Annotated in this window: 18 protein-coding genes; 6 read left to right on the top strand and 12 right to left on the bottom strand. The window is 68.3% G+C overall.

Annotated elements, in window-relative coordinates; genetic code table 11:
• Positions 1–11: 11 nt before the first annotated feature.
• Together BME24068_RS00850 and BME24068_RS00845 are read left to right on the top strand one after the other, a co-directional pair.
• Positions 12–902, top strand: a complete 891-nt coding sequence (locus BME24068_RS00850; RefSeq protein ID WP_174924887.1) for an ABC transporter ATP-binding protein — start codon at positions 12–14, stop codon at positions 900–902.
• On the top strand, positions 895–1,677 hold the full coding sequence (locus BME24068_RS00845) for a metal ABC transporter permease (protein ID WP_098552817.1): 783 nt from the start codon (positions 895–897) through the stop codon (positions 1,675–1,677). Before BME24068_RS00850 ends, BME24068_RS00845 begins: the two co-directional genes overlap by 8 nt.
• Positions 1,678–1,763: 86 nt before the next feature.
• Here the strand turns inward: BME24068_RS00845 and fghA are convergent, their stop codons facing one another.
• Both fghA and BME24068_RS00835 read right to left on the bottom strand, forming a co-directional pair.
• Positions 1,764–2,612, bottom strand: a complete 849-nt coding sequence (gene fghA, locus BME24068_RS00840; protein ID WP_174924886.1) for an S-formylglutathione hydrolase — start codon at positions 2,610–2,612, stop codon at positions 1,764–1,766.
• A gap of 312 nt (positions 2,613–2,924) precedes the next feature.
• The gene (locus tag BME24068_RS00835; RefSeq protein ID WP_174924885.1) at positions 2,925–4,376 is read right to left on the bottom strand and encodes a xylulokinase; all 1,452 of its coding nucleotides are present in this window, start codon (positions 4,374–4,376) and stop codon (positions 2,925–2,927) included.
• A gap of 448 nt (positions 4,377–4,824) precedes the next feature.
• Between BME24068_RS00835 and BME24068_RS00830 the strand changes: the two genes are divergently transcribed.
• Positions 4,825–6,201 (top strand): nucleobase:cation symporter-2 family protein, encoded by a 1,377-nt coding sequence (locus BME24068_RS00830; RefSeq protein ID WP_174924884.1) that lies wholly within the window; start codon positions 4,825–4,827, stop codon positions 6,199–6,201.
• Positions 6,202–6,589: 388 nt separating this feature from the next.
• Here the strand turns inward: BME24068_RS00830 and BME24068_RS00825 are convergent, their stop codons facing one another.
• From BME24068_RS00825 to BME24068_RS00815, 3 genes are read right to left on the bottom strand one after another with little or no spacing between them, the layout of a single operon-like run.
• Entirely contained in the window at positions 6,590–8,113 is a 1,524-nt protein-coding gene (locus BME24068_RS00825) for an efflux transporter outer membrane subunit (RefSeq protein WP_174924883.1), read from the bottom strand.
• Entirely contained in the window at positions 8,113–11,313 is a 3,201-nt protein-coding gene (gene bpeB / locus BME24068_RS00820; RefSeq protein WP_174924882.1) for an efflux RND transporter permease BpeB, read from the bottom strand. The genes BME24068_RS00825 and bpeB overlap by 1 nt, the downstream gene beginning before the upstream one ends.
• A 15-nt stretch (positions 11,314–11,328) precedes the next feature.
• A complete protein-coding gene (locus tag BME24068_RS00815) occupies positions 11,329–12,585 on the bottom strand; it encodes an efflux RND transporter periplasmic adaptor subunit (protein WP_096507206.1) in 1,257 nt (418 codons plus the stop codon).
• A 398-nt stretch (positions 12,586–12,983) separates the two neighbouring features.
• On the opposite strand from BME24068_RS00815, the gene BME24068_RS00810 reads away from it, so the two are divergent.
• Positions 12,984–13,625 (top strand): TetR family transcriptional regulator, encoded by a 642-nt coding sequence (locus BME24068_RS00810; RefSeq protein ID WP_096507205.1) that lies wholly within the window; start codon positions 12,984–12,986, stop codon positions 13,623–13,625.
• A gap of 121 nt (positions 13,626–13,746) precedes the next feature.
• Here the strand turns inward: BME24068_RS00810 and BME24068_RS00805 are convergent, their stop codons facing one another.
• Positions 13,747–14,400, bottom strand: a complete 654-nt coding sequence (locus tag BME24068_RS00805) for a cysteine hydrolase family protein (RefSeq protein WP_096507214.1) — start codon at positions 14,398–14,400, stop codon at positions 13,747–13,749.
• 152 nt (positions 14,401–14,552) lie between these two features.
• On the opposite strand from BME24068_RS00805, the gene BME24068_RS00800 reads away from it, so the two are divergent.
• A complete protein-coding gene (locus BME24068_RS00800; RefSeq protein WP_096507204.1) occupies positions 14,553–15,554 on the top strand; it encodes a helix-turn-helix domain-containing protein in 1,002 nt (333 codons plus the stop codon).
• Positions 15,555–15,599: 45 nt separating this feature from the next.
• On the opposite strand, the gene BME24068_RS00795 is transcribed toward BME24068_RS00800, so the two are convergent.
• The 6 genes from BME24068_RS00795 to BME24068_RS00770 all read right to left on the bottom strand — a co-directional run bounded on the left by BME24068_RS00795 (position 15,600) and on the right by BME24068_RS00770 (position 20,959).
• The gene (locus tag BME24068_RS00795) at positions 15,600–16,310 is read right to left on the bottom strand and encodes an SRPBCC family protein (protein WP_096507203.1); all 711 of its coding nucleotides are present in this window, start codon (positions 16,308–16,310) and stop codon (positions 15,600–15,602) included.
• Between the two features lie 28 nt (positions 16,311–16,338).
• Positions 16,339–16,692, bottom strand: a complete 354-nt coding sequence (locus BME24068_RS00790) for a DUF427 domain-containing protein (RefSeq protein WP_096507202.1) — start codon at positions 16,690–16,692, stop codon at positions 16,339–16,341.
• Positions 16,693–16,826: 134 nt separating this feature from the next.
• Complete coding sequence (locus BME24068_RS00785; RefSeq protein WP_096507201.1) at positions 16,827–17,264, bottom strand: carboxypeptidase-like regulatory domain-containing protein; 438 nt, start codon at positions 17,262–17,264, stop codon at positions 16,827–16,829.
• Positions 17,265–17,358: 94 nt separating this feature from the next.
• On the bottom strand, positions 17,359–18,843 hold the full coding sequence (locus tag BME24068_RS00780) for a DegQ family serine endoprotease (RefSeq protein ID WP_096507200.1): 1,485 nt from the start codon (positions 18,841–18,843) through the stop codon (positions 17,359–17,361).
• A gap of 112 nt (positions 18,844–18,955) precedes the next feature.
• Positions 18,956–20,293 (bottom strand): ATP-binding protein, encoded by a 1,338-nt coding sequence (locus BME24068_RS00775; RefSeq protein ID WP_174924881.1) that lies wholly within the window; start codon positions 20,291–20,293, stop codon positions 18,956–18,958.
• Between the two features lie 3 nt (positions 20,294–20,296).
• Positions 20,297–20,959: a response regulator gene (locus tag BME24068_RS00770; RefSeq protein ID WP_041490448.1), complete on the bottom strand. Its 663-nt coding sequence runs from the start codon at positions 20,957–20,959 to the stop codon at positions 20,297–20,299.
• Positions 20,960–21,142: 183 nt separating this feature from the next.
• On the opposite strand from BME24068_RS00770, the gene dacB reads away from it, so the two are divergent.
• A complete protein-coding gene (gene dacB / locus BME24068_RS00765; protein WP_174924880.1) occupies positions 21,143–22,678 on the top strand; it encodes a D-alanyl-D-alanine carboxypeptidase/D-alanyl-D-alanine endopeptidase in 1,536 nt (511 codons plus the stop codon).
• Positions 22,679–22,834: the final 156 nt, after the last annotated feature.

The raw sequence follows: 22,834 nt of genomic DNA, 5'->3' as shown, positions 1-22,834 counted from the left end.
CCTGCAACGACATGACCGACACTCCCCACGCACTCGCCGTCGATCGCGTCACGCTCGAACTGGGCGGACGCACGATCCTGCGCGACGTCAGCTTCTCGATCGAACCCGGCGAATTCGTCGGCGTGCTCGGGCCGAACGGCGCGGGCAAGACGACGCTGATGCGCGCGGTGCTCGGCCTCGTTCCCGTGTCGGGCGGCACGCTGTCGGTCGGCGGCGTGCCGGTCGTGCGCGGCAACGCGTCGATCGGCTACATGCCGCAGATCCGCAGCGGCCTCGCGAATCGCCGGATGCGCGGCTACGACTTCGTCGCGATGGCCGCCGACGGGCACCGCTGGGGGCTGCCGCACACGAACGCCGCGACGCGGCGCGACGTCGACCGCGTGCTCGATCTCGTCGGCGCCCCGACGCTCGCGCGCCGGCCGCTGTCGGAACTGTCGGGCGGCGAGCGCCAGCGCCTGCTGCTCGCGCAATGCCTGCTCGGCAGCCCGAAGCTGCTGCTGCTCGACGAACCGCTGATCAGCCTCGATCCGAACCATCAGCGCGGCGTCGTCGAACTCGTGCGCAACGTGCAGCGCGAGCTCGGCATCACCGTGCTGTTCTCCGCGCACGAGCTGAACCCGCTCCTGAACGCGCTCGACCGCGTGCTGTATCTGGGTAACGGCGTCGCCGCGCTCGGCACCGTCGACGAGGTGATCACCCGGCCCGTGCTGTCGCGGCTCTACGGCTCGCCGATCGACGTGATGCGCGTGAACGGCAAGATCTTCGTGATGTCCGGCGACGTCGAAATCGAAAAGCACGATCACGAACACGAGGACGACGACGGTCACTCGCACGGCGGTGGCGGCGGCCACGGCCATCACCACCACGGACACGCTCATCCCGGGCAATCGCACGATGTTTGAATACGACTTCATGATCAACGCGTTCGCCGCGTCGGGGATCGTCGCGGTGCTCGCGGGCATCGTCGGCTACTTCCTGGTGCTGCGCGGACAAACCTTCGCCGGCCATGCGCTGTCGCACGTCGGCTTCACCGGCGCGACGGGCGCGGTGCTGCTCGGCATCTCGCCGATCTGGGGGATGGTCGGCTTCACGCTCGCGGCCGGGATCGGGATGGGCGCGCTCGGCGAACGGCTTGCGGGCCGCGACGTCGCGATCGGCGTGATCCTGTCGGGCGCGCTCGGCTTCGGGTTGTTGTTCCTGCATTTCTATACGTCGTTCGCGACGCAGGTCACCGCGCTGCTGTTCGGCAACGTGCTCGCGGTCAGCCATGACACGCTCGCGGTGCTGGCCGGCATCGGCGCGGTGAGCCTCGTCGCGCTCGCGCTGATCGCGCGGCCGCTGCTGTTCGCGTCGCTGCAGCCCGAACTCGCCGAGGCCAAGGGCGTGTCGCTGCGCACGGTGTCGGTGCTGTTCCTCGCGGTGTGCGCGCTTGCGGTCGCCGCGGCCACGCAGATCGTCGGCGTGCTGCTGGTGTTCACGCTGCTGGTCGGGCCGGCCGCGGCCGCGCAGAACGTGGCGACGCGGCTGTCGACGGGCGTGCTGCTCGCCGCGCTGTTCGCCCTGTTCGAAGCGTGGGTCGGGATCGCGCTCGCGTATCACACCGACTGGCCGACGAGCTTCTGGATCACCGCGCTGTCGGCGCTGGTGTATGGGGCGAGTCTGTTACGGCGCCACTGATCGTCTAGCGGCGAAAACGAAAACGCCGGCATGCCCGAAGGCAGCGCCGGCGTTTTTTCATGCGCGCGCGATGCAGCGCGCCGCGCTCACCGTGCCAGCACGCGCGCGTGATGCGCGAGGTGATCGGCGATGAACGTCGAGATGAAGTAATACCCGTGGTCGTAGCCCGCATGACGGCGCAGCGTCAGCGGCTGCCCGGCCTTCGCGCATGCGGCTTCGAACACGTCGGGGTTCAGCTGGTTCGGGAGGAACTGGTCGGCTAGGCCCTGGTCGACGAGGATGCCGTCCGCGAACTTCGGCGCATCCGCGCGCGCGACGAGTTCGCTCGCATCGTGCTGCTTCCACGCTTCGCGGTCGGCGCCGAGATAACCGGAGAACGCCTTCTCGCCCCACGGGCAGCGCGTCGGCGCGGCGATCGGCGCGAACGCCGACACCGACCGGTACAGGCCCGGGTGACGCAGCGCGAGCGTCAGCGCGCCATGCCCGCCCATCGAGTGACCGAAGATCCCGAGCCGCGCGCCGTCGATCGGCAGCTCGGCCGCGACGAGCTCGCGCAACTCGTCCGTCACGTACGACTCCATCCGGTAATGCGTCGACCAAGGCGCTTGCGTCGCGTCGACGTAGAAGCCCGCGCCGACGCCGAAATCCCACGCATCGGTCTCGCCCGCCACGCCCGCACCGCGGGGGCTCGTATCGGGCATCACGAGCGCGATACCGTGCTGCGCCGCGTATTGCTGCGCGCCGCCCTTGATCGCGAACGTCTCTTCGGTGCACGTGAGCCCCGCGAGATAGAACAGCGCCGGCACGCGGCCGTGCGCGGCCTGCGGCGGCAGGTACACCGAGAACTTCATCGGCAGGCCGATCGCCTTCGAGTCGTGGCGATAGAAGCGTTGCTCGCCGCCGTGGCAAGCATGCGAAGAAACGAGTTCGAGCATGGGGTTTCCCTTCCGTTCAATACAGCACGATCGAGCGAAACGATTCGCTCCCGTTCATCAGGTCGCGGCCGCCGTCGATCTTCCCGGGCGGCAGCGCGCGTGTAATCAGATCATCGACTTGCGTCCGCGTCGCGAAGCCAGCGCCCGGTGCTGCCCCGAGCGACCGGCCCCTTGTCGAGCCAAACCGCCCGGCACATGCGGCCCCTATCGTGCCGGGCATGATCGTCGATCCCGGCACGCATCGTGTGCCGGAAACGGCCGTCGGCTTGCCACGATACGTCATCGCTGACGCAACCGGACAAGTGCCCGAGTTTAAACACCCGCCGTGAACCATGCATCCGTTCGCGCATACAGGTCGACGAAGCGTGCGTGACGTGCGGCCAGCGCACGATCGTCGCGCGGCGCGGCGACCGGCGATGCGGCCGGCGCCAGCGTGTGCAACGCGTCTTCGCGCCAGTGCCCGATTGCGACACCCGCGAGCAGCCCGGCACCGCGCGTCGCGGCATTCGGGCAGTCGACCGCGTCGAGCGACGCGCCGAGCGCGTCCGCGAGCAACTGTCGCCAGCGCGGATCGACCGAGCCGCCGCCCGCGAGGCGCAGCGTCGTCACCGGATCCGCATGGTTCGCATCGCGAATCGCATCGAGCCCCGCGCGCAAAGCGAACGCGACGCCTTCGAATGCCGCGCGCATCATCGCGCCGCGCGTGTCGCCAAGCCCGAGACCGAGCCAGCCGCCGCGCGCATCGGGGTTCATCCAGGGCGAGCGCTCGCCCGTCAGATACGGCAGAAAACACACCCGCCCGGACGCCGGCTGCGCGAACGCGTCGTCGTATGCATCGGGCCAGTTCGCATAGCCGAGCCAGCCGCGCACGGCTTCAAGCGCAAGCCCGACGTTCTGCATCGCGGCCATCGTGTAATAGCCGCCGCCCGCCGCCGTGCGATAGCGATGCAGTCCGCGCCGCGCAGGCGGCAACGTATCCGCGAGCACGACGATCTGGCCGCCGCTGCCGGTGGTCAGCAGGGCGTCGCCAGCCGCGACGAGCCCGCTGCCGAGCGCCGCGCATGCGGTATCGGCGGCGCCCGTCGCGAGCGGCACGCCGGCCGGCAACCCGAGTGCCGCGGCGGCCTGCGCACCGAGCGCGCCGCAGCGCATGCCCGACGCGCGCACCGGCGCGAAGCGGTCGGCCGGCAGGCCGAGCGCGGCGATCCGCGGCGTGTCCCACGCGCCGTCCGGCGTCGCGAGCGCGGTCGCGCACGCGTCGCTCGGATCGGCCGCGACGTCGCCGCCCAGCGCGATGCGCAGCCAGTCCTTCGGCTGCACGGCCCAGCGCGCGGCACGCAATGCCTGCGGCTCGTGTTCGGCCAGCCAGCGCAGCAGCGGCCCCGCCATGCCGGGCGCGACGGGGTTCGGTGCGACGGGCAAACCGGCGACGGGCCGGCCGGCCGCATCGGCTTCGCGCACCGCGCGCGTATCGGGCCACAGCAGCGCGGGCCGCACCGGCTGCCCGGCCGCGTCGATCAGCACGACGCCATGCATCTGGCCGGAGAAACCGATCGCGACAACCTGCTCGCGCTCGCCGTCCGGCAATTTCGCGGCGGCGCGCACCAGCGCATCCCACCAGACGTGCGGCGAGATTTCCGCCCAGCCCGGCTGCTGCGACGACAACGCATAGGGTTCGCTCGCGACCGCACGCTCGATGCCGTCGGCATCGAGCGTGACGAGTTTGACGGAGCCGGTGCCGAGGTCGATTCCGAGCAGGCGCATGACGGGGGGCGATATTCGAATGAACGGATATCGATGATAGCGGGATCGCGATACGCGCCCCGATTTACGCGGCGGATTTGCGCATCGACGACGCCAAAACGCGGCCGCGACCGGCCGGTGGCACCCGGGTGCACCTTGACGGCAAAAACGGCCGCTCGCGGGTTAACCCGGCACGATTTTTCGCAGGTCGTTTTTGCCACTATGCCGCACGCGCGATACACACCATAAAGCCACCTATATTTGACTCGGGGGTCCGCGCTATTTTGGAGGGCTATAAAACCGGGGAACCTCACTCCTGCGGCAGTTTCCCGATGATCGACACCCCGTTTCATGCCGAAATGGCATATCGAACCAGCAAAGAACGGAATAGAACCCAGCGCTCTTGTTGCGATGGTGCATTCCGCATAACTTCGTATCACCCCGAAAACAAGATCATGGAGTGAGACAGATGCAATCGAACACGGTCCATCCGTGCGATGAGGTGCTGCCGACCGGCAAGCTTGTAACGCTTGGTCTCCAGCACGTCCTCGTCATGTACGCCGGCGCTGTCGCCGTGCCGCTCATCATCGGCGGCGCGCTGAAGCTGCCGAAAGACCAGATCGCGTTTCTGATCAGCGCCGATCTGTTTTCGTGCGGCATCGCAACGCTGATCCAGACGCTCGGCCTGTGGATCTTCGGGATCCGCCTGCCCGTCATCATGGGCTGCACGTTCGCGGCAGTCGGCCCGATGATCGCGATCGGCACCAACCCCGGCCTCGGCATTCTCGACATCTTCGGTTCGACGATCGCGGCCGGCATCATCGGCATCGTGCTCGCGCCGATGATCGGCAAGCTGTTGCGGTTCTTCCCGCCGGTCGTCGTCGGCACTGTAATCGCGGTGATCGGACTGTCGCTGATGGAAGTCGGCATCAACTGGGCGGCCGGCGGCGTCGGCAACCCCGAGTACGGCAGCCCCGTCTACCTCGGCCTGTCGCTGCTCGTGCTCACGCTGATCCTGCTGATCAACAAGTACGGCCGCGGTTTCCTCGCGAACATCTCGGTGCTGCTCGGCATCGTCGCCGGCTTCGTGATCGCGTTCGCCATCGGCCGCGTGAATACCGACGGCGTGGCGCACGCCGCCTGGGTCGGCATCGTGATGCCGTTCCACTTCGGCTGGCCGCACTTCGACCCGCTGTCGATCGCGACGATGGTCACGGTGATGTTCGTGACGTTCATCGAATCGACCGGGATGTTCCTCGCCGTCGGCGACATGGTCGACCGTCCGGTCAACCAGGAGCGTCTCGTGCGCGGCCTGCGCGTCGACGGTCTCGGCACGCTGATCGGCGGCATCTTCAACTCGTTCCCGCATACGTCGTTCTCGCAGAACGTCGGCCTGATCGGCGTGACGGGCGTGAAGAGCCGGTTCGTCTGCGCGACGGGCGGCGTGATCCTGGTGCTGCTCGGCCTGTTCCCGAAGATGGCGCAGGTCGTCGCATCGGTGCCGCCGTTCGTGCTGGGCGGCGCGGGCATCGTGATGTTCGGGATGGTGGCCGCGAACGGCATCAAGGTGCTGTCGAAGGTCGACTTCGTGAACAACACGCACAACCTGTTCATCGTCGCCGTGAGCATCGGCATGGGCCTCGTGCCGGTCGTGTCGCCGCACTTCTTCTCGAAGCTGCCGCCGGCACTCGCACCGATCCTGCATAGCGGCATCCTGCTGGCGTCGGTGACCTCGGTGATCCTGAACGTCGTGTTCAACGGCGTGAAAGGCGAGAAGGACGCACGTTGCGACATCCGCCGCGCCGGACACGACTTCGACGGACGCCCGGCCGACGTGCATCACTGATCGGCCCGACCCGGACGCGCCGGATCGCGGCGCGACGCGGTAAAGGAAAAACGCCACGGCATGCCGTGGCGTTTTGCTTTGTGCGGGGCGCAGAGGCGGGGGTGGCTGCGAGGGCGGGAGCGTTCTGGCGATGGGGAGCTGGCGGCTGGCGGCTGGCGGCTGGCGGCTGGCGGCTGGCGGCTGGCGACAGCGTGCCATGCAACGTCGCTCGGCTCCACCGCTCAACGCAACGACAGCACGCGCGCCCCCCGCCCCGCCTTCCCCGCCCTCACCGCAAACCCGCCGCCCAAAAAGAAAACGCCACGGACGCTCGTCCGTGGCGTTTTGCATGTACGGTCCAGCGCTTCGGCGAACCGGAGCGGTCGCCCGCCCCTGCCCGCCGTCGTGCTTACCCGTTCGTCGTCGCTGCCGACGCAGGCGCCGGTGCGGCTGCCTTGTCGTAGTCGACCGTCTGATCCGGCGCGCGCGGCGTCTCGCCCGCGTGCTGGATCCAGCCGCCGCCCAGCGCGCGATACAGATCGACGAGATTCGTCCAGCGCGCCAGGCGCGCGCTGATCAGCGTCTGCTGTGCGGAGTACAGGTCCGTCTGCGCGGTCAGCACCGACAGGTAGCTGTCGACACCGTTCTTGTAACGCAGGTCCGACAGGTCGAAGCGGCGCTGCTGCGCGTGCTCGTTGCGCTCGAGCGCGGCGATCTGCTGGTCGTACGTGCCGCGTGCGGCCAGCCCGTCCGACACTTCGCGGAAGGCCGACTGGATCGCCTTCTCGTAGTTGGCGATCTCGATGCGCTTCTGCACGTTCGCGAGGTTCAGGTTCGCGATGTTCTGCCCGCCTTCGAAGATCGGCATCGTGATCTGCGGCGCGAACGACCACGCCGCCGTGCCGGCCTTGAAGAGGCCGCCGAGCGTCGGGCTGCCGGTGCCGAACGCGCCCGTCAGCGAAATGCGCGGGAAGAATGCCGCGCGTGCCGCACCGATGTTCGCGTTCGCGGCCAGCAGCGTCTGCTCGGCCTGCATCACGTCCGGACGGCGCGTGAGCAGGTCCGACGGCAGGCCGGCCGGCACGTCCGTCAGCAGGTTCTGCGCGTCGAGCGGCATGCCTGCCGGCAGGTCGTCCGGCAGCGGCTCGCCGATCAGCAGCACCAGCGCGTTCAGCGCCTGAGCGCGTGCGCGTGCCTGCGACTGCTGGTTCGCGAGTGCCGTCTCGACGACCGTCTGCGCCTGACGCAGGTCGAGCTCGGAGCCCGTGCCGTTGTCGAACTGCAGCTTCGTCAGGTTGTACGAGTCCTGTGCCGTCTTCAGCGTGTTTTCCGTGACCTGCAGCAGATCGTCGGTCGACAGCAGCGTCAGGTACTGGTCAGCCACCTGCGACACCAGCGAGATTTCCTGCGCCTGGCGCGCATAGGACGTCGACAGGTACTGCGCGAGGGCCTGGTCCTTCAGGCTCTGCACGCGGCCGAACAGGTCGAGCTCCCACGACGCCGAGAGCCCGACGTTGTAGGCGCGCGAGATGTACGGCGCGCCCGTCGTCGACAGGCCCTGCGGCACGCGCTGGATATTGCCCGTGCCCGTGCCGTCGAGCGTCGGGAACAGGCCCGCGCGCGTGATCTGGTACTGCGCGCGCGCCGCCTCGATGTTCAGCACCGACACGCGCAGGTCGCGATTGTTCTTCAGCGCGATCTCGATCAGCCGCTGCAGGCGCGGATCGACGAAGAATTCGCGCCAGCCGATGGCGGTGGCCGCCTGGCCGTTCGCGCTGCGTGCACCGGAAGCACCCGGCTGCGTCGCATAGACGCCTTCGGCCGGGTACGCCTGCGCGACGGGCGCGTCGGGCCGCTTGTAATGCGGCGCCATCGTGCAGCCCGTGGCAAAGAGCGCGACCGCGATTGCAGTCAAAGCGTGTTTTTGCATCATCACTGTCCCTTGTTGCCTTCGTCGCCGTTGCCCGGCTCCTCTTCGTGGTGCGAGTGCTCCTGAGCCAGGCGCAGCGCCTCGTCGACGTCTTCCTTCTCGCCGCTGAAGATCGAACGAATCTTCACGAAGAACATCGGGATCATGAAGATCGCGAGGAACGTCGCCGTGATCATCCCGCCGATCACGCCGGTACCGATCGCGTGCTGGCTCGCCGAACCCGCGCCGTTGCTGATCGCGAGCGGCAGCACGCCGAGAATGAACGCGAGCGACGTCATCAGGATCGGACGCAGCCGCAGGCGCGCCGCTTCCAGCGCGGCCTCGATCGGCCCCATCTTCTCCGTCTGCTGCAACTCGCGCGCGAACTCGACGATCAGGATCGCGTTCTTCGCGGACAAGCCCACCGTGGTCAACAGGCCGACCTGGAAGAACACGTCGTTCTCGAGGCCGCGCATCGTCGCCGCGAGCAGTGCGCCGATCACGCCGAGCGGCACCACCATGATCACCGAGAACGGGATCGACCAGCTTTCATACAGTGCCGCGAGACACAGGAACACGACCAGGATCGAGATCGCGTACAGGATCGGCGCCTGCGAGCCCGACTGGATTTCCTGGAACGACAGGCCGGTCCACGAATAGCCGATACCCACCGGCAGTTTCTTCGCGATCCCTTCCATCGCCGTCATCGCCTGACCGGTCGACTTGCCCGGTGCGGCCTGACCCTGGATTTCCATCGCCGACACGCCGTTGTAACGCTCGAGCTTCGGCGAACCGTACGTCCAGTGACCGGTCGCGAACGCGCTGAACGGCACCATCCCGCCCGACCCGTTGCGCACGTACCAGATGTTCATGTCCTCCGGCGTCATCCGGAACGGTGCGTCCGACTGCACGTACACCTTCTTGATCCGGCCGTCGGTGTCGAGGAAGTTGTTCACGTACTTCGACGCCCACGCGATCGAGAACGTCTGGTCGATCGCATCCGCCGTCACGCCGAGCGCGTTCGCCTTCTCGCGATCGATGTCGACCTTGTACTGCGGCGTATCGTTCAGCCCGTTCGGACGCACGCCCTGCAGCGTCGGATCCTTCGAGGCCATCCCGAGCAGCTGGTTACGCGCGGCCATCAGCGCGTCGTGGCCGAGACCCGCGTTGTCCGTCAGCTCGAAGTCGAAGCCGGCGGCGGTGCCGAGTTCCGGAATCGACGGCGGGTTGAACGGAATCACGACCGCGTCCTTGTAGCCCGCGTAGCGACCGAACATCCGGCCGATCAGCGCCTGGACCTTCTCGTTCGCATGCTGGCGCTCCGAGAAGTCCTTCAGCTTCACGAACACGAGACCCGAGTTCTGGCCGCGGCCGGCGAAGCTGAAGCCGTTGACCGTGAACGTCGATTCGACGATGTTCTTCTCGTCCTTCAGCAGGTAGTCGGAAATGTTCGCGAGCGTCTTCGCGGTCGTTTCCTGCGTCGACCCCGACGGCGTCTGCACGATCACGAACATCAGGCCCTGGTCTTCATCGGGCAGGAACGACTTCGGCAGGCGCACGAACAGCAGCCCGACCGCGACGATCACGACCAGATAGATGATGAGCCAGCGGCCCGAGCGCTTGATCACGTGGTGCACGCCGACGTGGTACTTGTCGCGGCTGTTGTTGAACGTGCGGTTGAACCAGCCGAAGAAGCCCTTCTTCTCTTCGTGATGGCCTTCCGGGATCGGCTTGAGGATCGTCGCGCACAATGCGGGCGTCAGAATCAGCGCGACCAGCACGGACAGCACCATCGCCGACACGATCGTCAGCGAGAACTGGCGATAGATCGCGCCGACCGAACCGCCGGAGAACGCGACCGGCACGAACACCGCCGACAGCACGAGCGCCACGCCGACGAGCGCGCCGGTGATCTGGCCCATCGCCTTGCGGGTCGCCTCCCTTGGAGACAGCCCCTCTTCCGCCATCACGCGCTCGACGTTCTCCACCACCACGATCGCATCGTCCACCAGCAGGCCGATCGCGAGCACGAGGCCGAACATCGACAGCGTGTTGATCGAGAAGCCCACCATCGACATGATCGCGAACGTGCCGAGCAGCACCACCGGCACCGCGATCGTCGGGATGATCGTCGCCCGCAGGTTCTGCAGGAACAGATACATCACGAGGAACACGAGCACGATCCCTTCGAGCAGCGTCTTGACCACTTCCTCGATCGACAGCTTCACGAACGGCGTCGTGTCGTACGGATACTTCACGACGAGGCCGTGCGGGAAGAACGGTGCGAGCTCGTCGATCTTCGCGCGCACGGCCTTCGCGGTCGCGAGCGCGTTCGCGTTGGTCGCGAGCTGGATACCGAGGCCGGCCGTCGGCTGACCGTTGTACTTCGTGTCGAAGTTGTAGTTCTCACCGCCGAGGCCGATCTGCGCGACGTCCTTCAGGCGAACCTGCGAGCCGTCCTGGTTGACCTTCAGCAGGATGTTGCCGAACTGCTCGGGCGTCTGCAGCAGCGTCGATTCGGTGATCGTCGCCTGCAGCACGGTGCCCGGCTTGGCCGGCGTGCCGCCGATCTGGCCGCCCGCGATCTGCACGTTCTGCGCTGTGATCGCCGAGCTGACGTCGACCGGCGTGAGGCCGTAGTTCGTCAGGCGGTTCGGGTCGAGCCAGATCCGCATCGCGTACTGCGAGCCGAACAGCGTGACGGTACCGACGCCGTTCAACCGGCTGATCGGATCCTGCACGTGCGACGCCACGAAGTTCGCGAGGTCGTACTTGTTCATGCTGCCGTCTTCGGAGTTGAAGGCGAGCACCAGCAGGAAGCTGCTGCTCGACTTCGTCACCTTGAGGCCGAGCTGCTGCACGACCTGCGGCAGAATCGGCGTCGCGAGCGACAGCTTGTTCTGGACCTGAACCTGTGCGATGTCGGCGTTGGTGCCCGGTGCGAACGTCAGCGTGATCGTGGCGTTGCCCGAGTCGTCACTCGTCGACGACATGTACAGGAAGTTGTCGAGACCGCTCATCTGCTGCTCGATCACCTGCGTCACCGTGTCTTCCACCGTCTTCGCGGAAGCGCCCGGGTAGTTCGCGGTGATCTGGATCGATGGCGGCGCGATCGTCGGATACTGCGAGATCGGCAGCGTGAAGATCGCCGCAACCCCGGCCAGCATCAGGATGATGGCGATCACCCACGCGAAGATCGGGCGATCGATAAAAAACTTTGCCATGAAACAGGCTCCCTGTTATTGCGCGCTCGACGCAGCGGCGGCGCTCGCCGGTGCAGCGCCCGATGCGGCGGCGGCACCGGAACCGGCGGCGGCCGGCGCGGCGGATGCGGCAGCACCCGATGCTGCGTCCGGTGCCGGCAACTGCGCCGGCACAGCCTTCACGGCCGCACCCGGACGCACCTTGTCGATACCCTGCACGATCACGCGGTCGCCCGCTTCCAGACCGCCTTCGACGATCCAGTTCTGACCCTGCATGCCGCTCGTCTTCAGCGGATGCGACTCGACCTTGTCGCTCGCGTTCACGACCATCGCGATCGCCTGGCCCTTCTGGTCATGCGTGACGCCGATCTGCGGCACCAGGAACGCGTTCTCGTTCACGCCTTCCTCGATCCGTGCCCGCACGAACATCCCCGGCAGCAGCACGCGGCCCGGGTTCGGGAACACCGCGCGGATGGTCACCGAACCGGTGGTCTGGTCGACCGTCACGTCCGAGAACTGCAGCTTGCCGGCTTCCGAATACGTCTTGCCGTCTTCCAGGATCAGCGACACCTTCGCCGCGCCCGGGCCGCTCGTCTTCAGCTTGCCGCTCTGCACGTCCTGGCGCAGCTTCAGCCCGTCGAGGCTCGACTGCGTCAGGTCGACATATACCGGGTCGAGCTGCTGCACCGTCGACATCAGCGTCGCCTGGCTCGCCTGCACGTAAGCGCCTGGCGTGACCTGCGAAATGCCGACGCGGCCGGTGATCGGCGACACGACATCCGTATAGCCGAGGTTGATCTGCGCGGTGTCGACCGCCGCCTTGCCGGCCGCGACGTCCGCCGCGGCCTGGCCCTGCGTGGCCACCGCGTTGTCGTAGTCCTGCTTGCTGACCGCGTTCGCGGCCACCAGCACCTTGTAGCGCGCGACCAGCGCGTTCTGCGTGACGAGGTTCGCCTGCGCCTTCGCCAGCGTCGCCTTCGCGCTGTTCAGCGCGGCGATGTACGGGGCCGGATCGATCTTGTAGAGGCGCTGGCCGGCCTTCACGTCGCTGCCTTCGGTGAATTCACGGCGCAGCACGATGCCGTCGACCCGCGCGCGGACCTGCGCGACGAGGAATGCGCTGGTGCGGCCCGGCAGTTCGGTGAAGACCGGTACGTTTTGCGGCTGGACTGTGACGACGCCGACTTCCGGCGTTTGCGGCGGCGGTGCCGATTCTTTTTTCCCGCACGCGGCCAGGAAAACGGCGGCCGTCGCGACAGTGAGTAAGCGGTATGGAACCCGTTCGACGCGCATGGAGCGACCTCTGTGTATAACCATTGGAATAAGTGCGGCGCCCGAGCGGAACGCCACACGGATGCGCCTTGCGGCGCAGATCGAACACCTGAATTACTGGACTGCTGGATACAGCACGTCGGCACGAAACCTCCGTGCCGACGAGATGCCGCGAACTGCGGACGGTTACTTGGGCGGGAATCAGCAGAGTGGGATATTAACTGATTGCCACTTGGGTCATTCGATCGTAGGGTGGTATTGTATATACATTCACGAATGTATGTAAAAAGCCCGCTCGCCCGCCGCCAACTGCGCAGTCTTACGAACTATTACCAGTCGCAAGCATAGCCGCTCCACGCAATAGCGACGAGGGTTGCAGACCCTATATTCACCTACGATCGACCCATTCAGGCCTGCACATGGTCAGACGCACCAAGGAGGAGGCACTCGAGACGCGCAACCGCATTCTCGATGCCGCCGAACATGTGTTCTTCGAGAAAGGCGTGTCGCACACGTCGCTCGCGGACATCGCCCATCACGCCGGCGTGACGCGCGGCGCGATCTACTGGCATTTCGCGAACAAGAGCGAACTGTTCGACGCGATGTTCGACCGCGTGTTTCTGCCGATCGACGAACTGAAGACGATGCCGCTCGACGCGCCCGGCGGCAACCCGCTCGACAAGATCCGCAAGATCCTGATCTGGTGCCTGCTCGGCGTGCAGCGCGACTCGCAGCTGCGGCGCGTGTTCAGCATCCTGTTCATGAAGTGCGAGTACGTCGCCGATATGGAACCATTATTGCAGCGCAACCGCGCGGGGATGAGCGAGGCGCTGCATGCGATCGACGCCGATCTCGCCGTGGCCGTGCGGCTCAAGCTGCTGCCCGAGCGGCTCGACACGTGGCGCGCGACGCTGATGCTGCACACGCTCGTGAGCGGCTTCGTGCGCGACATGCTGATGCTGCCCGACGAGATCGATGCCGAGCAGCATGCGGAAAAGCTCGTCGACGGCTGCTTCGACATGCTGCGCTACAGCCCCGCGATGCTGAAAATGGGCGACTGACGCCCGCCCGCCGACGGCGCGATGCGCGCCGTTTCATCGTCATCGGCGGCCGATCGTCCCGGCCGCGCACGGGCGGCGGCACCGCGCCGCCCGCTCGCTTCCCCTGCCCTCCCCGATTCGCTCAGGCCGCCTTCACGCGTTGCGCGCGGGCCCGCCGGTTCGACGCGGCCACCGAATCGCGCCCGGGCATCGCCGCACCGGCGAGTCCGGCGATCCACGCATCGGTCGACATCACCGCCGCGAAATTCGACTGGAACACCACCGTGTACGCGCGGTGAATCTCCTCGGCGCTCACCGTGCCCGCTTCATTCCCGTAAGGCAACGCGCCGGTTGCGTCCGCCAGATACTCGACGTTCAACCCCGCGTGCGCCGCGTGATAGACGGTCGATGCGTTGCAGTTGTGCGTCATGTAGCCGGCGACCGCGAGCGTGTCGACGCCGTGCGCCGCGAGCCACGCGGCGAGGTCGGTGCCGGCGAACGCGCTGGCCTGCGCCTTCTCGATCAGGTGCGCGTACGGCCGCCCGGCGACGACCGGGTGCAGCGCGACGCCGTCCGTGCCGGGCGCGAAGATCGGCGCGCCGGCCGGCGCGACGTGCCGGACCACGATCACGGGCACGCCGGCCGCATGCGCGGCGTCGATCGCGCGGCCGATGTTCGCGAGCGATACGTCGACGGGCGGATACTCGATCGGCAGGTTGCCCGTCACGTATTCGTTCTGGACATCGATCACGACAAGGGCACGGCGGGAAGCGGAAGACGACGCGGCATTCGACATGGCTGGCTCCAGGTTCGGCGGCGCCGCCCCGCTCCGGAACGGTGCGGCCGGCGGCGCGATGCGATGCATTGTCGGATCGTGCCGCGCACGCGGACAGTGGCCCGATTGCCATTCTTCGATAGAATCGGGCCATCACCCTCCCGGAGCCCGCCATGAGCGCCGTTGCGTCGCCCGTTGCCCCTGCCCCGACCGTCGTCGCCGTGATCGCGTACGACGGCATCAGCCCGTTCCACCTGTCGGTGCCGTCCGTCGTGTTCGGCAAGGAACGCGATGCGGCCGCGACGCCCGCGTTCGAGTTTCGCGTGTGCTCGGCCGAGCGCGGGCCGCTGTCGACGACTGGCGGCTTCACGATCACCGCGCCGTACGGGCTCGATGCGCTCGACGACGCGGACATCGTGATCGTGCCGGCATGGCGCGACCCGGACGAAGCGCCGCCCGACGCGATGCTGGACGCGGTGCGTGCAGCCGCCGCGCGCGGCGCGCAGCTCGTCGGCCTGTGCCTCGGCGCGTACGTGCTCGCCGCGGCCGGGCTGCTCGACGGGCGGCCGGCCACGACGCACTGGGCGTGGGCCGACGATTTCGCGCAGCGCTTTCCGCGCGTGAAGCTCGATCCCGACGTGTTGTACGTCGACGACGGCAACCTGATGACGTCGGCCGGCACGGCCGCGGGGCTCGACTGCTGCCTGCACGTCGTGCGCCGCCGCTTCGGCTCGGACGCGGCGAACCAGATCGCCCGCCGCCTCGTGATCCCGCCGCACCGCCAGGGCGGGCAGGCGCAATACGTGCCGCAGCCGGTCGCCGCGCATCCGCGCGACGCGCGGCTCGCGGCGCTGCTCGACTGGGTGCGCGCGCATCTGGACGTCGCGCACAGCGTCGATTCGCTCGCCGACCGCGCGCTGATGAGCCGGCGCACGTTCACGCGCCATTTCCGCCAGGCCACCGGCACGACCGTCACCGCGTGGCTGCAGGCGGAGCGGCTCACGCGCGCGCAGCATCTGCTGGAAACCACCGGACAATCGATCGATGCGATCGCGCAGGCGGCCGGGTACGGGTCGAGCGTGTCGCTGCGCCAGCATTTCGCCGGCGCGCTCGGCACGTCGCCGTCGGCCTATCGGAAGGAATTTCGCGGCGCCGGGACCGACGCGCGACGGTAGCGGCCGCCGCGGCAACCGCCGGCGGCCGGCCACCAGCCTGCGCGTTCAGGCGCCGTTGATCCAGCGCGCCGCGTAAAGCAGCAGCGCGACGAACACGATGATCGCCGCCCATACCCACACGGGCAACGGGCCGGATTCGCGATGATGGAGCGCACTGGCGGCGCGACCGCTCAGCGCGCCGCCCACGTGCGGCGGCAGCGGACGCTTCGTCGCGGCCATGATCGACGCGGGCCGCAGGAACACGTGCTGGCGACGCTGCGGGCCCGGGCGCGCACGGTTCGGCACGAGTCCGTGCTTCGCCTGCACGACCGCGCAGAATTCGCGGAAGAAATCGTCGGTCCATTCGCGCAGCGCGTTCTCGATCTGCCGCGCCGGCAATTCGGCGAGCGGCCCGCTCGCGGTCGCCCACACCACGTAGTCGATGCGCGTCGCATCGGCGTCATCGTCGTCCGGCAGCAGCATGAGCTCGACCTGACCGCGCAGCGCCCCGAGGCCGTCGGCCCGCGCCTTGAAGTTGAGCACGCGGCGCGGCCGCCCTTCCGCATCGCCCTGCTCGCCGGCCGAATGCGCGCGCACGTCGTAGCGCGCGCGCAGCGGACCGAGCGGCACCGTGATCGTCAGCGCGAACTCGCCGTGCGGCAGCTTCACGAACGATTCGCAATGGTCGAAGCTCGCCCGCAGCAGCGCGAGATCCTCGAGCGCGTCCCGCACGATCGCCGGCGCGAGCGGTACGCGTAACGTGTCGTTCAGTTCCATGATGCCTCCCCGATGAACGCGTGCCGCATCAGGATGTCTCGACGAGACTGTCGATCCGTGCGGCGTCGAAGGCAACGTAGTGCGCAAGCGCGGACGCGGCCTCCCGCGGTTCCTCGTAACTCCATGCGGCGTTCTCGATCACGCCGTCTTCGGTCTGCAAATCGAAATGCACGGCCTCACCCTTCAACGGACAGGCCGTCGTGACGCCCGACTTCACCAGCCGGCGCATATTGACGTCGTCGCGCGGCAGATAGTGAATGTCCGGCAAACCCGCTTCGCGCACCGTCAGCGCACCCTGCGAATCGGCATACGTGATGCCGCGATGAATCACCCGCACGCGATGGCGGTTCGGCACGATTTCGAGGCGAGGGGAATCGGACATCGTTTCTCCTTCGGGCGGCCCCGGCGGGCAGGCCGGGCGCTGGAAACGAAAAAGCCACGGCACGCAGCCGTGGCTTTCATTATGGGCGAAACTTCGTCCGATTGCGCGACCCCGGACGGGGCCGCGCCGACAATTTACTGGGCGCTCCACTGGAACGCCGCTTTCGCGCCGCCCTTCGAACCGACCGTGACCGCGCGCGACTCGTCGCTGCCCTGGTACGACGCATGGACGGTGTAGTGCCCCGGCGGCAGCTTCACGAGCATGTACGGCCCGCGTGCGTCCGTCTTCAGCACTTCGTTGCTCTTGCCGTCGACGATCCGCACGTGGACGTCGGCCAGATATTCACCGCCCTTGCCGGTGAAGCGCAGCGCGAGCGGCCACGCCGCCTCGTTGCGCTCGAATGCCGTCGATTGATCCTTGCCGATGCCGCCTGACACGTAGCTCACATCGCCCTGCTGGCTCGCTGCGGGCAAGCCGTCCGACTGCGCGTACGCGCCGGTCGCGGCGGCTGCGAGGCCCGCGGCCAGCGCCGCGGCGACGGCAAATCGGGACACGTTGCGTAGATATTGCATGGCTCTCTCCTTTTGGGTCGGAACACAGCACCACGGGGCCGAACGACGGCGGCGCCCGCCGGGGCCGGCCAGGCCGGCCCGCAACGGCCGCCGGTCAGCTCAGGTCGACCGGCACGAAGATCTGTGCATTATCGCGCTGAATCAACAGAGCAAGACTGTTGCCTGCTCCCTTGACCGCATCGCGCAACTGCTCGGGGCTCGTGACCGGGCGGCCGTTGACCGCGAGGATCACGTCGCCGGGCTGGATGCCCGCGCTGGCAGCCGGACCGCCGGCCTGCTGCACGATCAGCCCGTGCGACAGGTTGTCGGCGCTGCGCTCCTGCGGCGTGAGCGGACGCACCGCGACGCCGAGGCGCCCCTGTTCGACCGGGCTGCCGTCGTTCGACGCCAGCTTCGCGTCGGTCATCGCGCCGAGCGTCACGGCGATCGACTTCTTCGCCTTGTCGCGCCACACCTGCAGGTCGGCCTTCGAGCCGGGCTTCAGGTTCGCGATCTGCGCGGGCAGCGACGTGGAATCGGCAACCGGCGAGCCGTTCACCGCCAGGATCACGTCGCCCGGCTGCAGGCCGGCCTTCGCGGCCGGGCCGTTCGGGTCGACCGAGCTGACGAGCGCGCCGTCCGGCTTCTGCAGCCCGAACGAGCTCGCGAGCGTCTGGTTGAGGCCCTGCACGGCGACGCCGAGGCGGCCGCGGCTCACGTGGCCCGTCTTCACGAGCTCGTCCTTGACCTTGATCGCCTCATTGATCGGGATCGCGAACGACAGGCCCTGGAAACCGCCCGTCTGCGAGTAGATCATCGAGTTGATGCCGATCACCTCGCCCTGCAGGTTGAACAGCGGGCCGCCCGAGTTGCCGGGATTCACCGGCACGTCGGTCTGGATGAACGGCGTGTAGTTCTCGTCGGGCAGCGCGCGCGACTTCGCGCTGATGATGCCCGACGTGACCGTGTTGTCGAAGCCGTACGGCGAACCGATCGCGACGACCCACTGGCCGACCTTGCTCTGCGCCGGGTCGCCGATCTTCACGATCGGCAGGCCGCTCGCGTCGATCTTCAGCACCGCGACGTCGGACTGCTTGTCGGAGCCGACGACCTTCGCCTTGTACTCGCGCTTGTCGGTCAGCTTGACCGTCACGACGTTCGCGCCGTCGATCACGTGCGCGTTGGTGAGAATGTACCCGTCGGGGCTGATGATGAAACCCGAGCCGAGGCTCGCGCTCGGCTGGTCGTCCGGCTGCGCGTCGCCGCCCATGCCCGGCACCTGGCCGTAGAAGTGCTTGAAGAACTGGTAGAACGGATCGCTCGGATCCATCGGCAGCTGCGGCTGCTGCACGCGTCGCGACACCTGCTTCACGACATGCTTCGCGCTGATGTTCACGACGGCCGGGCCGTAGGTTTCGACCAGCCCGGAGAAATCGGGAATGCCGGTCTTCGCCGCGGCCTCGGCCGGCATCAGCGCGGCCGCCTGCGCGGGCGTGATGATCTGCGGATCGGCACGGCGGGTGCCTGCGACATAGCCGGCGGACAGGGCGGCCGCCACGGCGACCGCGACGGCACCGCGCGCAAGGAATCGGGTATTCATCGTAGGACCTCCTCTTTGTTAGGACGCAGCGTAACGACCCTGACTTAAAGGAGGCTTAATCGGCCTCAAGCGGGGCTTAAGCCGGTCGGCGCCGGACCACCGGCGCCGTTCTTCAGACGGATTCGGGCGCCGGCGCCGGGATCCCGGCGTCGCGGAACACGACGCTCACGAGCAGGCCGCCCGCGGCCGCGTCGCCGAGCGACACCGTTGCGCCTTGCTGTGCCGCCACGCGCTTGACGATCGCGAGCCCGAGCCCGCTGCCCGACACGTCGGCGCGCGAGCGCGCCGAGCTGTCGCGGTAGAACCGGTCGAACACGCGCTCGCGCTCGTCGGCCGGGATGCCGGGCCCGCTGTCGCCGATCTGCACGCAGGCGCGGCCGGCCGCGTCGCGCATCAGCGAAACATCGATGCGGCCGCCGTCGGGCGTGTACTTCACCGCGTTGTCGAGCAGGTTGCCGAACATCACGCGCAGCGCGCCGACGTCCGCGACGACGGTCGCCGCGCGCGTCTCCTCGAAGCCGAGATCGATGTCGTGCCGCTGCGCGAGCGGCGCATGCGCGGCCACGCATTCGGCGAGCAGCGCCTGCAGGTCGACCGGCTCGCGCATCGTGGCGCCGTCGGGTTCGGCGCGCGCCAGCGCGAGCAACTGCTCCGCGAGACGCGTCGCACGCGTGACGCCGTCCTGCAGATCGGCGACCGCCTCGCGGCGCGACGCGTCGTCCTTCGCACGCGCGACGAGCTGCGCCTGGATCTGCACGGCCGCGAGCGGCGTGCGCAGTTCGTGCGCGGCATCGGCGACGAATGCCTTCTGCGTGTCGAGCGCCGCCGACAGCCGCGCGAGCAGCCCGTTCAACGCGCGCACGAGCGGCTGCACCTCGAGCGGCAGGCGCGCGTCGGGCAACGGATCGAGCGCCTCCGGCCGGCGCGCCTCGACCGCGCGCGTCACGCGGGCGAGCGGCGCGAGCCCGCGCCCGACGATCATCCAGACGGCCGCGCCGAGGAATGGCAGCAGCACGATCAGCGGCCACAGCGTACGCAGCGCGACGTTCGCCGCGAGCCGGTTGCGCACCGACAGCGGCTGCGCGAGCTGCACGACGTTGTCGCCGACGATCGCACCGTACACGCGCCATTCGCCGCGATCGGTGCGCTCGGTCGAGAAGCCCAGCTCCGCGCGCGGCGCGATCGGCGCGCGCGGATGCGAGAAGTACATCAGCACGCCGTTGCGATTCCAGATCTGGATCACGATGCCTTCGTCGCCGTTGGTGCGCGAGCCGAACACCTGCGAGAACGGCTCGGACGGCAGCGCCGCCGCGATTTCCTGCAGCTGGTAGTCGAACAGCTCGTTCGCTTCGGCGAGCGCCTGCCGATAGATCAGCCAGCCCGCGATGCCCACGCCCGCGACGACGATCGCGAGCAGCCAGATCAGCAATTGATGACGAATCGACCGCACGCGTCAGCTTTCCTTGACGACCATGTAGCCGAGCCCGCGCACGTTGCGGATCAGGTCCGAACCGAGCTTCTTGCGCAGCGCGTGGATGTAGACCTCGACCGTGTTGCTGCCGATCTCCTCGCCCCAGCCGTACATCTTCTCCTCGAGCTGGCTCTTCGACAGCACCGCACCGGGCCGCGCGAGCAGCGCCTCGAGCAGCGCGAACTCGCGCGCGGACAGCGCGACGGGCGCGCCGTCGAGCGTCACCTGGTGCGACGCGGGATCGAGCGTGAGCGCGCCGTGGCGGATCAGCGACTCGCTGCGCCCCGCCTGGCGACGGATCAGCGCACGCATGCGCGCGCCGAGCTCGTCGAGATCGAACGGCTTGACGAGGTAATCGTCGGCACCGGCGTCGAGCCCCTTCACGCGATCGGCGACCGCGTCACGCGCGGTAACGATCAGCACCGGCAGCGACAGCCCGCGCGCGCGCAGCGTGCGCAGCACGTCGATGCCGTCGCGCTTGGGCAGGCCGAGATCGAGCAGCAGCAGGTCGTACGTCTCGCCGCCGAGCGCGGTGAGCGCCGCGTCGCCGTCCTGCACCCAGTCGACCGCGAAGCCGTCGGAGCGCAGCGCCTTGCGCACGCCCTCCGCGATCATCCGGTCGTCTTCGACAAGCAGAATGCGCATCGGAACAGGAGTCCATGGGACGAGTGAAACATGGCGTCCATTGTAGCGCCGCGAATTGCCGGCGCTCCTTGCAATGCAACAGAAAGGCGGATTGCAAGGGACGTGTGCGGACTTGTCTCTACAATGTGCGCTCCGGCGCCGCGCGCGCCCCGCCCGAGTTTCGTGCTTTTCCCGTATTCGCCCATGCCGATTTCCGATCTTTCCGCCCGGCTCGCGCCCCGCGCCCGCCTCTGCCTGCGCACCGCTGCCGTCGTCGCCACCTGCGCGGCCCTTGCCTTCGCACCGTCCGCGCAAGCCCGCAAGAAGTCACACAAGGAAGCCCACAAGAGCGTCGTCGTGTCGCCGGCCGCGCGCGCGGCCGGCCTGCCGGCGTCCGTGCTCGTCGCGCTGCAGCGCGCGAAGGTGCCGGCGTCCGCGATGAGCGTTGTCGTCGAGCAGGTCGGCAACCCCGAGCCGCTGATCGCGTGGAACGCCAGCCGGCCGATGCTGCCGGCGTCGACGATGAAGCTCGTCACGACCTTCTCCGGCCTGTCGATCCTCGGCCCCGACTTCCGCTGGCGCACCACCGCGTATGCGGACGGCCCGGTCGATCCGGACGGCACGCTGCAGGGCAACCTGTACATCAAGGGCACCGGCGATCCGAAGCTCGTGCCCGAGGAGCTGATCGACCTCGTCGACAAGATCCGCAAGGCCGGCATCAAGCGCGTGGCCGGCGGCCTCGTGCTCGACAAGAGCTATTTCGCGGCGTCGACGCGCGACCTGCCGTCGTTCGACGACGACGTGAGCGCGCCGTACAACGTCGGCCCCGATCCGCTGCTGTATGCGTTCAAGGCTGTGTCGTTCACGGTCACGCCGGGCGACGACGGCAAGGTGGCCGTCGACGTGCTGCCGCCGCTCGCGGACCTGTCGATCGACAACCAGTTGCACGAAGGCAAGGGCTCGTGCGATGCGGCCGCCGACGCCGCGCGCCCGACGCTGTCGACCGGCACCGGCGGGATCATGACGGCATCGTTCGCCGGCGACTATCCGCTGCGCTGCGGCGCGCATACGACCAACCTCGCGATCCTCGATCACACGACGTTCTTCGCGCGCGGCTTCCTCGCGCTGTGGCAGCAGGACGGCGGCACGATCGCGGGGCCGGTCAGCGAAGGCAAGGTGCCGGGCAACGCGCGTCCGCTCGCCGTGCATCAAAGCCCCGTGCTCGGCAACATCGTCTACGACATCAACAAGTTCAGCAACAACGTGATGGCGCGCAACCTGTTCCTGACGATCGGCGCGGTCGCCGGCAGGCCGCCCGCGACGCCGGAACAGTCGAGCCGCGTGGTGCACGCGTTCCTGCAGAAGAACGGCATCGCGATGCCCGACCTCGAGCTCCGGAACGGCTCGGGCCTGTCGCGCGACGAGCACGTGAGCGCGCTGTCGCTCGCCGCGCTGCTGCAGGCCGCGAACGCGAGCCCCGTCGCGCAGGCGTTCGTCGATTCGCTGCCGATCGCCGGCATCGACGGCACGATGAAGAACCGCCTGACCAACGCCGGCGTGCTCGGCAACGCGCACATCAAGACCGGCACGCTGCGCGACGTGCGCGCGATCGCGGGCTACGTGGCAGGCGCCGACGGCCAGAGCTACATCGTCGTCAGCTTCATCAACGACGATCACGCCGAAGCCGCGCGCGCCGCACACGACACGCTGCTCGAATGGATCTACGCAGGCGCGCACTGACGCCGCGTCATCGGCTCGCGCCGGCGACGGCGCGGCACCTCACCCCGGGGCCCGGCAGGCAATCAGCCGCCGCCCCGCCCCCCCTGAATCGCCGCGCGCGGTTTGAAACGGCCGCCGTCGCCGATGCGTCGCAGCCCCCGCGCAGGCCCTGCGCAC

This window comes from Burkholderia anthina (assembly GCF_902498995.1).
Lineage (GTDB): Bacteria > Pseudomonadota > Gammaproteobacteria > Burkholderiales > Burkholderiaceae > Burkholderia > Burkholderia anthina.
The sequence above is the reverse complement of the archived record's forward strand: the minus strand, read 5'-3'. Positions and strand labels throughout refer to the sequence as shown.